The organism is Geobacillus vulcani PSS1 (assembly GCF_000733845.1).
Lineage (GTDB): Bacteria > Bacillota > Bacilli > Bacillales > Anoxybacillaceae > Geobacillus > Geobacillus vulcani.
Genome location: NZ_JPOI01000001.1, coordinates 2,226,289 through 2,238,611, shown reverse-complemented (window position 1 = coordinate 2,238,611; position 12,323 = coordinate 2,226,289). Strand labels below are relative to the sequence as shown.

Below are 12,323 nucleotides of genomic sequence, written 5' to 3'. Positions count from 1 at the left end.
ATATTTTTCGGCAAAAGAAAAACCTTGCCGGCGGCAAGGTTTTTACAATTTGTTTAATTCATCGGTCAGGCGGCGGAACGCCTCTTCATCATGTCGGTCAAGCGCCTCATCGATCAGCTTCATGAGCCGCCCGCGCCGGAATTCATAAATGGAGCGTTCCAAAAACTGCTCGGCAAGGCGCTGGTCGTTTTCGCTCACTTGCGCCTGCTTCGGCGCATACGGGTTTTCCTCAAGCACAGCGACATATTGCGGCGAATGAAAAGAAGCGCGGAAATTCAGTTGAATGTAAATATCTTCGTCGCGGTTTAAACGGATGTCGTGGAACGATTTCTCTGCATCGGTCGTCATCACATTGCCTTTGTAAAAGCGGAACGGCACATCGTCGACGCAATGGGTCGACATAATGATGCCGCGCGGGCAATATTGGGCATTCTCGACAAAATGCACCTTTTGCATGAGCTGATCATGGCTCATCAAATAGTTTAAAATCCAGACACACTCGCGCCGTTTTAACTGGTAATGGCTTAAAAACCAACGGATAAACTCTTTTTTCTCATTGACGGATACGTGCGTCATTGTGCGCTTCCCCCTCGATCGGTTTCCAAGAAAGAGGTTGGGCCACCGCTTCTCCCCTACTCTTCGAGCTCAAGCAGCATCTCCGCCGCCTCCGTATGGGTTGGGTCGAGACGGACGATCTGTTGAAATATTTCTTTCGCCGCCGCCCGATTTCCTTCCTCGATGAGAAAATATCCGTACTCTTCGAGGAACTCAACATTGTGCTTAAAGAAATTATATGCCTCGCCGTAATGATTTAATGCATCGTCGTACATCTCAAGCCGATGTTTGGCGCGCCCAAGGTCCCATTCGAACTGCGGATCGTACTCGCCATCGGCCATCGCCTGCTCAAGAAGCGCGACGACATCCTCATAGCGCTGTTCGTTTAGCCAAAGCGCCGATAAAACCGTGAGCGCCTCGATGTATCCGCCATCGATCTCAAGCGCCTTTTTCAAGTGTTCCTCTGCCTCCTCCGGCTTGTTCAGCTTGAGCGCCAGTTTGCCGGCGTAAAGGCGGAGCTCTTTGTTCCATTCGTCGACGCCGATGCCCTCAAGCGCCGTCTCATAGCTTTGCACGAGCCGCCCTTCTTGTTCATACGCTTTCGCCAAATAAAGGTAAAGCGAAGTGTAATCCGGATCGAGCTCTTTTAAAGCGCTGAGCTTATCGATGGCCGTTTGTGTATAGCCGGCCTGCAACGCAGTGAATCCGTAGGCGAACAGCGTCCGGCTGTCCATTTTTTCATTAAGCGCCTCCTCATAATACGGAAGCGCCGCCTCGAATTCCCCGGAACGGCTGAGCGCCTCAGCGATCCTCTCGGTAATTAAGACGCCAGCCATCTCCTTGTTCGTCTTCCGCACCTGTTCATAAAGCGGCACGCTTTTTGTGTATTCACCGTGCGAAAAATACAGCTCAGCCAACGCAAACTGCACGATCGGCTCATCTGGGGCTTTCTCGTACGCTTGACGCAGCTTCCGCTCGCTCACTTCCGCCAGTCCTTGCATTTCGTACAAATCGGCGGCAAGAAGGCACGCGCGGACAAACTGCGGATCGTCTTCGTCGATCTCCGACAAAATGGCGAGCGCTTCCTCTTCGGCTTCAAGCTCCGTATACACTTCCGCCAAAAACAAGCGAATGTCGCTGTCATCCGGATAGCGGGCAGCCAGCTCCTCAAGCAGCTCCTTTGCCTCTTCCGGCATTCCCCATCCGTACAAACAGTCAGCGAGCGCGTATTTTTCTTCATCACTTCCATATTTTTTCACTTTCGGCACGAGCGTCAATGCTTGGTCGACGTTTCCGTTTTCCACTAAGCGAATGATTTGTTCGACGCGTGTCATCGTTTCGTCAGCCCTCTCTTGCGGCAGGCGGCCATCCGCCTTTGCCATTCAAATCGTTATGTACTGTTACAATGGGAACATGAATGATGATAATCGATCATGGCCGTTTCCGCAACCAAACCGCTCGCCGTCTGGAAGGTGCGTTGTTTCTTCATTCAGAAACAGGAAATGTATCCGCTTTCAAAAATGCGGAGCCCTTCCTCTCACTGACAATATATGAACGAACAACACAAAATATGACCGCCCGCCCTCTTGGGGCGGGAGGCCTTACAGCAGCGAACGGAGATCAGCAAAAAACGTCGGATAGGAAACGGCGACCGCTTCCGAACGCTCGAGACGGACCGTCCCTTTGGCGATGCAGGCAGCAACGGCGAGCATCATGCCGATGCGGTGGTCGCCATGACTGTCGACAACAATCCCGTCGGCATAAAGCGGCGTTTTGCCGCGGATGATCATACCATCGTCGGTTGCTTCGATGTCGGCGCCGAATTTTTTCAACTCGGTGACGACCGTATTGATCCGATTCGTCTCTTTCACCTTCAATTCGCTCGCGTCTTTGATGACGGTCGTTCCTTCCGCCTGCGTCGCGAGCAAGGCAATGATCGGAATCTCGTCGATCAATCTTGGAATCAGATCCCCTCCGATTTCGACTGCTCGAAGCGTCGACGTGCGGACCGTAATGTCACCGACCGGCTCGGTTTCCTCGTGGCGGACGTTGTCAATCGCAATATCCGCCCCCATTTGTGCAAGCACATCGATGATGCCGGTCCGCGTTGGATTTAAGCCCACGTTTTTCAGCACAATTTCGCTGTTTGGCGCAATGGCGCCGGCGACAAGGAAAAAGGCGGCTGACGAAATATCGCCGGGAACGTAAACGTGCGTCCCGCGCAAGCGCTGCGGCCCAGCGACCGAAACCGTCAAACCGTCGACACCCACCTCGCCGCCGAACAATCGAATCATCCGCTCCGTATGGTCGCGCGAGCGGTGCGGCTCGGTGACCGACGTTACGCCGTCGGCGAACAAGCCTGCAAGCAAAACGGCTGATTTGACTTGTGCGCTCGCCACCGGCGAAGTGTAACGGAGCGGGCGAAGCGCGCCGCCGCGAATCGAAAGCGGCGTATAATGCCCTCCTTCACGTCCGTCAATGCGTGCCCCCATTTGGCGAAGCGGCTCCGTCACTCGCCCCATCGGCCGCTTGGCGATCGATTCGTCGCCGACCAAGCAGGCGTGAAACGGCTGGCCGGCCAAAATGCCAAGCAACAGGCGCGCGGTCGTCCCAGAGTTGCCGACATCAAGCACAGCGGCGGGCTCACGCAATCCATCAGGGCCGGTTCCTTCGACAACAACGGTCGTTCCGTCTCGGCGAATGTCGACGCCAAGTTTACGAAAACAATCAATGGTGCTTAAACAATCCGCCCCAGGCAAAAAATGGTCAATCACCGTTCGTCCAGAAGCAAGCGCCCCAAGCATGACAGCGCGATGGGAAATGGATTTGTCGCCGGGCACCTCAATCGTTCCCCGGAGTGATGATACGTTCGTTGGCAGCTGCATGGAACCCCTCCACCATTTTGATTGCTATCCTTCATAGATGGCGTAGCTCGTATGTTTCGCAAGGCACGCTTTCGCCCGCGCCCGATCGTCTTCGCTTTGGAAGCTGAGGCGGAGCACGCCGTAAATTTCTTCGCGCGTTTCAATGATGCGGATGTTCGTGATGCTGATGTTTTCCTCGGCCAAATAGCCGGTCACTTCGGAGATGACGCCCGGATAATCCGGCACGTCGACATACAAATCGTAAAACGACGGAATCGCCCCCTTTGTCCGTGTCGGCAGTCCGTCGCGAAACTGCTTGGCTTCCAGAAAGTAATGGTAAATGGCCGGGCTGTTTTCCTCTTCGACAAAGGAGCGAAGCTTTTCCATCTCCGCCATCCATCGGTCAAACAAAGCCAGCATCTCCCGCTTATTATGGATCAAGATATCGCGCCACATTTCCGGATTGCTCGACGCAATGCGGGTGATGTCGCGGAAGCCCCCGGCCGCCAGCCGGCTGACAAGCGCATTTTCGCACTCGTACTCGCGCGCCTGGTGGACGAGGCTCGCTGCAATCAGATGCGGAAAATGGCTGATGACCCCGGTGATGCGGTCATGTTCCTCGGGCGTCAAGATGACAAACTGTGCTTTCGTTCCCGCAAGCCACTGTTTCAACGCTTCGACTTGCTGCGACGGCACATCGTCCGTCGGCGTCAAAATGTAAAAGGCGTTTTCAAACAGGTGAGCTCTAGCCGCCGCCACCCCGCTTTTATGCGACCCGGCCATCGGATGGCCGCCGATGAAAGCCACGCCGCACTCAAGCAGGCGGCGCGCCCGTTCGACGATGCGCCGCTTTGTGCTGCCCACATCCGTCACAATGACGCCCGGCTTCAGCCGCTCAAGCGGCATGGATGAAAGCAGCGCCTCCGTCTGCATGACCGGGGCGGCCAAAACGATCAAATCCGCCCGTTCGTACGCTTCTGCCAATGAGCGTGCGGCTTCATCGATGACTTTGAGCGAACGGGCCAGACCGAGCTGCCGCTCATTGACATCGTAGCCGATGATCACCGCCTCCGGATGCGCTTTTTTAATCGCCAGTGCAATCGATCCGCCGATCAAGCCGAGGCCGACAATGAACACGTTTCCTTCCAATCGTCCCACCTACTTTATGCAACGATGCGCCCGCTGCTTGCGAAAAGCAGCGGGCTGATCTTTTCTATTTATCCCGCCGCTGAACGGTCAAGCGAGCTGTTTTTCCCGAAGCAGTTGCAAAACGAGTTCCAACACCCGGTCGTTTTGCTCTTTCGTGCCAACAGTCACGCGCACGCCGGTCGGCAGCCCAAGCGCTTGACCGGAGCGGACAATGACGCCTCGCTCAAGCAAATATCGGAACACTTCGTCGCCATCCAACCCGAAATCAATGAACAAAAAGTTTGTTTGCGACGGGTAATACTTCAGACCGTTCTCCTCGCAAAAGCGATAATACCGTTCAAGCTCAGCACGATTTCGTTCGACGCAGGCGCGGATGAACGCTTGATCGTCAAGGGCGGCCGCCGCGGCCGCTTGGGCGATGGTCGACGTGTTAAACGGCTCGCGCGCTGGCTCGACGGCGCGGATGAGCGTCTCGCTCGCCACGCCGTAGCCGACGCGGAGCGCAGCGAGCCCGTATGCTTTCGAGAACGTGCGCATGACGACAAGCTGCTCGTACTCGTTTAACAGCGGCACCGTTTGCGGGTAGTCGGGCGCCGTCGCATATTCGTAGTACGCTTCATCCACGACCACGAGCACGTGCGGCGGCACGCGATCCAAAAAGAAGCGCAGCTCGGTGTCATTCACATACGTGCCCGTCGGGTTGTTCGGGTTGCAAATCCAAACGATGCGCGTGTTTTCATCGATGGCCGCAAGCATCGCCTCTAAGTCGTGCCGTCCGTCAACGAGCGGCACTTCGCGCACCTCAGCCCGCTCGATGACGGCGTTGTGCCGGTATTGCGGGAACGTCGGCGCCGCCATGACCGTGTTTGTCCCCGGCTCTAAAAAGGCGCGGCAAAAAATTTGCACCACCTCATCCGAACCGTTGCCAAACAGAAGCTGTGTTTCCTTGACACCAAGATGCTTCGCCACTTTTTCGCGCAACGTGCGGGCGTAACCGTCCGGATAGACGGCGAGACGGTCAAGCTCAGCGGCGATGGCTACTTTTGCCGCTGGCGACGAACCGTACGGATTCTCGTTAGAAGCAAGTTTGATAATCTCAGACAAGCCATATTCCCGCTTGACTTCTTCGATCGATTTTCCCGGCTGGTACGGAGAAAGCCCCCGGAGCGATTCCTTTACTTGCATGATTGTCGCCAACTCCTCCAATTTCGGAACTTTTAGCGCGAAGAACACGGCTCCCGAAGCGGCGCGGCAAGCGAACGGGCATAGGCAGCAAACTCGGCGACGGCTGCTCCCCTTTCATCCAGCGCCTGCAGCCTCGGAGCCAGCTGCTCGACTTTTTGCACAAGCGCGCTGCCGACGACAACGCCGTCGCACACCTCTTTTAACATCGCGACTTGCTCCGGCGCCGAAACGCCAAAGCCAACGGCGACCGGGACGCGGCTATGCCGCTTCACTTCACGGAGGAAGTCGCCGAGCGTCTCCGGCAGCGTCTCGCGCACGCCGGTGACGCCAAGCGAGGAGACGCAGTACAAAAATCCTTGCGCCGCCGAAGCGATCCGTTCGATCCGTTGCTTCGACGTCGGTGCGACAAGCGAAATGAGCGGGATGTCAAACCGTTCACTAAGTTCGCGGAGCGGACCGCTTTCCTCAAACGGCAAATCCGGGATGAGCACGCCGTCGGCGCCATTTTCCTGCGCTAAAGCAAAAAAGGATTCTTCTCCTAATTGTAACACAGGATTGTAATACGTAAAGAGAATAATCGGAATGTTTACCCCTTTTTTTCGCATCTCGCCAATAAGCTGAATGGCTTTCGGCAGCGTCATGCCCCCGTCAAGCGCCCTTGCGGCGGCGCGTTGAATCGTCGGTCCATCAGCGAGCGGGTCCGAGTACGGCACGCCAAGCTCCAATATGTCAGCACCGGCTTCCTCAAGCGCCAAGGCGAGATCGATCGTCACAGCGGGGGTCGGGTCACCGGCGACGATAAACGGGATAAATAGCGGCGGATTAACGGACAGCGGCAATGTCTTCACCTTCCTTCGCGCCAAGATAGCGCATCATCGTTTGCACATCTTTATCGCCGCGGCCGGACAGGCAAATCAGCACCGTTTCATCCGTGGGCATCCGGCGGGCGAGTTCAACCGCTTTTGCCACTGCATGGGCCGATTCGATGGCTGGAATGATGCCCTCTGTTTGCGCCAACAATTGGAACGCGGCGATCGCTTCTTCATCGGTCGCGCTTTCGTAGCAGACGCGGCCAATGCTCGCCAAATACGCATGTTCCGGCCCGACGCCGGGGTAATCCAAGCCGGCAGAAATCGAATACGGCTCGAGAATTTGCCCGTACTCGTCTTGCAATAGGTAGGTCATCGCCCCGTGGATGACTCCTTTCGTCCCTTTGGTGATGGTCGCCGCATGGTGCGGAGTGTCGATCCCTTTGCCGGCCGCTTCGACGCCGACAAGACGGACGTCATCTTGCAAAAACGGGTAAAACATGCCGATGGCGTTGCTGCCGCCGCCGACACAGGCGACGATGACATCCGGCAGCTTCCCTTCACGGGCGAGAAACTGTTCTTTCGCTTCATCGCCAATCACACGCTGAAACTCGCGCACCATTTTCGGATACGGATGCGGACCGACGACCGAGCCGATCATGTAAAAATGGTCGTCGCAGTGGGCGACCCAATAGCGAATCGCTTCGTTCGTCGCATCTTTCAATGTTCGATTGCCGCTTGAAACCGGCACGACTTCGGCGCCCAACAGCTTCATGCGAAATACGTTCAGCTCCTGGCGCTTCATGTCTTCTTCGCCCATAAAGACGATGCAGTCCATGCCGAAATGAGCGGCTACCGTCGCCGCGGCGACGCCGTGCTGGCCGGCGCCGGTTTCCGCGATCAGCTTTTTCTTGCCCATCCGTTTTGCCAAAAGCGCCTGGCCGATCGCGTTGTTGATTTTATGGGCGCCCGTATGGTTTAAATCTTCGCGCTTTAAATAAATTTTCGCGCCCCCAAGCCGTTGTGTCAAATTCGACGCGAATGTGAGCGGAGTCGGACGGCCGGAGTAATGCTGCAAAATGCGAATGTATTCTTGTTTGAACGATTCATCGGCAAGCGCTTTGTCAAGCTCCGCTTCGATTTCTTCAAGCGGAAGCATGAGCGTCTCAGGGACAAACTTGCCGCCGAAATCGCCAAACCGGCCGTATTCATTCGGAACGTGTTCGATCATCTAACCCCACCTTCTCCTTCATAAAAGTTGAAAAACGAAGAGGCGCATTTCTTCAAAGTCCTGCGGTTGGTCAATCGTCCGAGCGTCAGCGCCGTCTTTTGGCCCTTCGTTTTTAAGAATAATGTTTGATCAGACGTGTTGATTAACCAATCAAAAGTCTGTTGAGAAGGCTCTATTCCGAGCTTTTCTGCCGTAGTCGGCAAGCGGTTCGCTTGCCCTGGACATGCTGCCGCATGCCCTCCTCGAACAATGAGCGCTTTGCGGGCCAATTCGGTTTGCCAGCCAACGCTCTTGTTCGGGAGAAGAGGGCGGAAAAGCTTGTGTTCAGCCATATCATTTCTATGTTTTTCCGTACATAGCGAATCATCAACACTCGTGATGTTTGATTTTTTCTTCGATTTGCTTCATCTTCGCTGGATCTTTGCGTCCATCCGTTTCAATGCCGCTGCTGATATCGATGCCATCTGGTCGATAGACAAGCAGCCGATCAATATTGTCCGGAGTGATGCCGCCGGCAATGAAGCATGGCACGCCTTGGCGGGCCGCCTCTTCCAAATAGCCTGGCACTGCCGTCCAGTCAAAGGCGATGCCCGTCCCCCCCCAGGCGCCGGCGACGCGGCTGTCGACAACGTAGCCATCGGCAATGCCAGCGTACTGCCTCATCGCCGCAAGCGCCCTATCGCCATGGTGGATTGTCTTCCAGACGGAAAACGGCACCGTCTCTTTCACTGCCGCCAGCTCCGCCGGCGTTTCCCGGCCGTGGCATTGGATGACATGAAGCGGCAGCTCGGCGGCGACAGCGGCGATCTGTTCAACGGGAGCGTTGACAAAGACGCCGACAAGCTGTTTGGCGCCAAGCTCATGGGGCGCAAGCCACTGTTGCACTTCACTCGGAGAGACGTTCCGCTTGCTTTCGGCGAAAATAAAACCGAGGTAATCAGCCCCGCTCACGATAGCAGCCTGCACGTCTTCAGCCGAACGGTTGCCGCAATATTTAATTCGAATCATCCCCATCTTCCTCCCCAAACAGCCGATAGACCGCCCGCTCCACATCGTCTTGGCGCATGAGCGACTCGCCGACGAGCATGGCCTGTGCTCCATACGATTCAACCGTCTTCACATCGTTGTAGGAACCGATCCCGCTTTCGCTGACGATGATGCACGATGGCGGGATGAGCGGAGCGAGCGTTTTGGTCGCCTCAAGCGTTGTCACAAAGGTATGCAAGTCGCGGTTGTTGATGCCGACGATCTCCGGCGTAAACCGATCGAAAATCCGCTCGAGCGTCTCTTTCGCATGCACTTCGACCAGACATTCGATCCCCGAGCTGTACGCTTCATGATAGAGCTCCTCAAGTGTTTCCGGTGGGAGCGCCTCGCCGATCAATAAAATCGCATCCGCCCCGAGTCGGGCGCTTTCTTCGACTTGCCGCCGATCGATGATGAAATCTTTGCGGAGCACGGGAACATTAACCGCTTCTTTCACCGCTTGCAAATAGCGGCGATGCCCTTGGAAATACCGTTCATCCGTCAGCACGCTGATGGCGTCGGCACCGGCGCGTTCATACGCTTTCGCGATGGCCACCGGGTCAAAATCCGGGCGAATGATGCCTTTTGACGGCGACGCTTTTTTCACCTCAGCGATCAAGCCAAGCATCCGCCGCGGCCGGCGGAGCGCCGCTGCCAATGGTCGGCGCTTTCGCTCTGGCCATGGCGCCGGCAGCGTCAACGTTTCCACTTCTTCCCGTTTGGCTGCTAAAATTTCCCTAAGCATCATGAACCACTTCCTTCGCCCGCAGGCGTTGCAGTTGTTCGTATGCGGTTTTGGACAAAAGTGCCTCTTTCGCTCTCGCCACTCCTTCGGCAATCGTTTCTGCTTTGCCGGCGGCATACAGAGCGGCGCCGGCATTCAGCACAACGATATTGATGGCGCTCTCCGGCGCTGTTCCCGCCATCACCGCCTCAAGAAGCGCGGCGCTCTCTGCCGGATCGCGCACTTGCACATCGGCAAGCTTGCCGCGCGGCAAGCCAACATCTTCTGGAGCGATGACAAAGCGGCGGATCGCCCCGTCTTTCAATTCCACAACATCCGTTTCTGCCGCAATGCTGCATTCATCAAGCCCATCGCGCCCGGTGACAAACAACACATGTTTCGAGCCGAGGCGGCGCATCGCCTCCGCCAATTTCTCAGCGTAGCGGGTCGAATAGACGCCGACGACTTGCCGCTTGCAACGCGCCGGATTGGCGAGCGGGCCGATCAAGTTGAAAACGGTGCGGAACCCGATTTCCTTCCGCGGCCCGGCGGCGTGTTTCATCGCCGCGTGATAGAGCGGGGCGAACAAAAACGCCAACCCTTTCGTTTCCAACGCCTGTTTGGCCGCCGACGGCGACGTTGGAATGTCGATGCCGAGCCGCTCGAGCACATCGGCGCTGCCACTTTTTGACGAAACAGCGCGGTTGCCGTGCTTAGCGACTTTGACACCGAGCGATGAAATGACGATCGCCGCGGCGGTGGAAACGTTGAATGTCGCCGCCCCATCGCCGCCCGTGCCGCACGTATCGATGACATCATCACTAGCCTCAATGGCAGTCATCCGGTCGCGCATGGCCCGCACAAATCCGACGAGCTCATCGACCGTCTCTCCGCGCAGGCGGAGCATGGACAACAGACTGGCGATTTGACTGTCCGTCGCCTCGCCGGACATGATGACATTCATCGCCGCATACGCTTCGTCCTCCGTCAACGCTTCTCCTTCCGCACATTTCGAAAGCAGCTGCTTCAACATACGACCCTCTCCCCTTTCGCAAATAGTCGTTCCGCTTGTTCAATCGCATTCATCAAGGCGCTCGCTTTATTACGCGTCTCTTTCCACTCCAGTTCCGGAACGGAGTCGGCGACAATGCCGGCGCCGGCTTGCACATAGGCATAACCGTCTTTCACGACCGCTGTCCGGATGGCGATGCATGAATCGATGTTGCCGTCAAACCCGATATAGGCAATCGCTCCGGCATACAGCCCCCTCGCCGTCGGCTCGAGTTCCTGCAAAATTTGCATCGCCCGCACTTTCGGAGCCCCGCTCACCGTTCCAGCCGGAAAGGCGGCAAGGAGTGCATCGATCGGGTGAACGTTGTCGTCCAGTTCACCGACGACTTTGGAAATTAAGTGCATCACGTGTGAAAACTTTCCGATCTGAAGCAACACCGGCACCTCGACTGTTCCGTACTTGGCGACCCGGCCGATGTCGTTGCGCGCCAAATCGACAAGCATATAATGCTCAGCCCGTTCTTTCGGGTCGTGGTACAGCTCATCAGCCAGCCTCTCATCTTCTTCCGGCGATCGGCCGCGCCGCCGTGTGCCGGCAATCGGATCGATCTCAACGCGCCCACGGTGCACTTGAACGAGTTTTTCCGGCGAACTGCCGACAATTTCCACATCGCCAAGCTGGAAATAAAACATGTACGGTGACGGGTTGATGTAGCGGAGCAACCGATAAATGGCAAAGCCTCCGGCTTGAACCGGCACGCAGAAGCGCTGGGACAGAACCGCTTGAAACACATCACCGGCCGCGATGTACCGTTTCACAGTCTCCACATCGCGCAAAAACTGTTTTTTGTCATAGTTGGACACTGCTTTGGCAAACGAGGCGGGCCGCCCCGATTCGCCTTCCGCCGGCAAGAGCGGCTGCTCGGTGCGGATGCGGGCCGCTTTCGCTGCGAGATCGGCCATGCGCCGTTCGGCCGCGCGGTACGCTTCGATTTTTTCTTCCTCCGTTTCGTTGCCGCTCAACCGAATATAGTGAATGACGAGCAATTCACGCTTTTGGTGGTCAAACGCAAACAACGATTCACAAAACACGAAATAGGCCGTCTTCATCGGCAAATCGCGGTTTTGATGGCGCGGCACTTTTTCGATGGCGGAAATGAAATCGTAGCCTAAAAACCCAACTGCACCGCCTGTAAACGGCACCGTCTCGGCGAGCGGCTTGACGGCAAGCGTCCGCTCGACCCATTGAAACGCTTCTTTCAGCGTCGGTGCGGTGATTGGTTTGTTCCCGTTTTCGTCTTTCACCGAAAACGTTTCGCCGGTTTCGCTCTCCAGCGTCAAAAACGGCGCCACGCCAATGAACGAATAGCGCGCCCATGGCGATTCGTCATCCTTGCTTTCAAGCAAAAACACGGCTTCCTCGCGCAAATTGGCAAACACGCCGAGCGGCTCAATGACATCGGCTACAAATTTACGCACAATCGGGATGGTGCGAAATTCGTTCGCTTCTGCCAAAAAAGCGGTCAGCCCATCAGCAGACATCACTTCTCCTCCCTTCATGATCAGCGGGCGGAGAATGAGGGTTTATGAGGCGAAAAAAGAGAGGGGAAAATAAAACGCCCAAAGACGACCGTCTTTGGGCAGATGCCGGCGAATGAAAAAACGCTCACCTCAGCTAAACTCGCTCATTCTCATCTACCCTACGCTCGCTCTCCACTCTTGCTCAGCTTCCAACACCCCTCGCTGCGTTAAGGGGGCAAAGAAGTTAT

At 56.2% G+C, this 12,323-nt stretch carries 11 protein-coding genes; all 11 read right to left on the bottom strand.

What is annotated here, in order from left to right; genetic code table 11:
• Nucleotides 1-42: 42 nt before the first annotated feature.
• Nucleotides 43-576: a ReoY family proteolytic degradation factor gene (locus tag N685_RS0112135; RefSeq protein WP_013144907.1), complete on the bottom strand. Its 534-nt coding sequence runs from the start codon at nt 574-576 to the stop codon at nt 43-45.
• 56 nt (nt 577-632) lie between these two features.
• Nucleotides 633-1,889: a tetratricopeptide repeat protein gene (locus N685_RS0112130; protein WP_031408714.1), complete on the bottom strand. Its 1,257-nt coding sequence runs from the start codon at nt 1,887-1,889 to the stop codon at nt 633-635.
• Between the two features lie 267 nt (nt 1,890-2,156).
• Nucleotides 2,157-3,440: a 3-phosphoshikimate 1-carboxyvinyltransferase gene (aroA, locus tag N685_RS0112125; protein ID WP_031408711.1), complete on the bottom strand. Its 1,284-nt coding sequence runs from the start codon at nt 3,438-3,440 to the stop codon at nt 2,157-2,159.
• Nucleotides 3,441-3,464: 24 nt separating this feature from the next.
• Nucleotides 3,465-4,568: a prephenate dehydrogenase gene (locus N685_RS0112120; RefSeq protein WP_031408709.1), complete on the bottom strand. Its 1,104-nt coding sequence runs from the start codon at nt 4,566-4,568 to the stop codon at nt 3,465-3,467.
• Between the two features lie 87 nt (nt 4,569-4,655).
• Nucleotides 4,656-5,753 carry a histidinol-phosphate transaminase gene (hisC, locus tag N685_RS0112115; RefSeq protein ID WP_031408706.1) on the bottom strand — a complete coding sequence of 366 codons (1,098 nt, stop codon included), beginning with the start codon at nt 5,751-5,753 and terminating at the stop codon, nt 4,656-4,658.
• Between the two features lie 32 nt (nt 5,754-5,785).
• Nucleotides 5,786-6,592, bottom strand: coding sequence for a tryptophan synthase subunit alpha (gene trpA / locus N685_RS0112110; RefSeq protein WP_031408704.1), 807 nt, complete (start codon nt 6,590-6,592; stop codon nt 5,786-5,788).
• Entirely contained in the window at nt 6,576-7,793 is a 1,218-nt protein-coding gene (gene trpB / locus N685_RS0112105) for a tryptophan synthase subunit beta (RefSeq protein ID WP_031408702.1), read from the bottom strand. Before trpB ends, trpA begins: the two co-directional genes overlap by 17 nt.
• Nucleotides 7,794-8,159: 366 nt before the next feature.
• Complete coding sequence (locus N685_RS0112095; RefSeq protein WP_031408699.1) at nt 8,160-8,801, bottom strand: phosphoribosylanthranilate isomerase; 642 nt, start codon at nt 8,799-8,801, stop codon at nt 8,160-8,162.
• Nucleotides 8,788-9,564 (bottom strand): indole-3-glycerol phosphate synthase TrpC, encoded by a 777-nt coding sequence (gene trpC / locus N685_RS0112090; protein WP_031408698.1) that lies wholly within the window; start codon nt 9,562-9,564, stop codon nt 8,788-8,790. Before trpC ends, N685_RS0112095 begins: the two co-directional genes overlap by 14 nt.
• On the bottom strand, nt 9,557-10,576 hold the full coding sequence (gene trpD, locus N685_RS0112085) for an anthranilate phosphoribosyltransferase (RefSeq protein WP_031408695.1): 1,020 nt from the start codon (nt 10,574-10,576) through the stop codon (nt 9,557-9,559). Before trpD ends, trpC begins: the two co-directional genes overlap by 8 nt.
• A complete protein-coding gene (gene trpE / locus N685_RS0112080; RefSeq protein ID WP_031408693.1) occupies nt 10,570-12,096 on the bottom strand; it encodes an anthranilate synthase component I in 1,527 nt (508 codons plus the stop codon). Before trpE ends, trpD begins: the two co-directional genes overlap by 7 nt.
• Between the last annotated feature and the right edge of the window lie 227 nt (nt 12,097-12,323).

Bases quoted from the DNA above. Each gene is read 5' to 3' on its own strand.
- hisC (WP_031408706.1), bottom strand. From the start codon at position 5,753: ATGCAAGTAAAGGAATCGCTCCGGGGGCTTTCTCCGTACCAGCCGGGA.
- trpE (WP_031408693.1), bottom strand. From the start codon at position 12,096: ATGTCTGCTGATGGGCTGACCGCTTTTTTGGCAGAAGCGAACGAATTT.
- trpC (WP_031408698.1), bottom strand. From the start codon at position 9,564: ATGCTTAGGGAAATTTTAGCAGCCAAACGGGAAGAAGTGGAAACGTTG.
- N685_RS0112095 (WP_031408699.1), bottom strand. From the start codon at position 8,801: ATGATTCGAATTAAATATTGCGGCAACCGTTCGGCTGAAGACGTGCAG.
- N685_RS0112130 (WP_031408714.1), bottom strand. From the start codon at position 1,889: ATGACACGCGTCGAACAAATCATTCGCTTAGTGGAAAACGGAAACGTC.
- aroA (WP_031408711.1), bottom strand. From the start codon at position 3,440: ATGCAGCTGCCAACGAACGTATCATCACTCCGGGGAACGATTGAGGTG.
- trpD (WP_031408695.1), bottom strand. From the start codon at position 10,576: ATGTTGAAGCAGCTGCTTTCGAAATGTGCGGAAGGAGAAGCGTTGACG.
- N685_RS0112135 (WP_013144907.1), bottom strand. From the start codon at position 576: ATGACGCACGTATCCGTCAATGAGAAAAAAGAGTTTATCCGTTGGTTT.
- trpB (WP_031408702.1), bottom strand. From the start codon at position 7,793: ATGATCGAACACGTTCCGAATGAATACGGCCGGTTTGGCGATTTCGGC.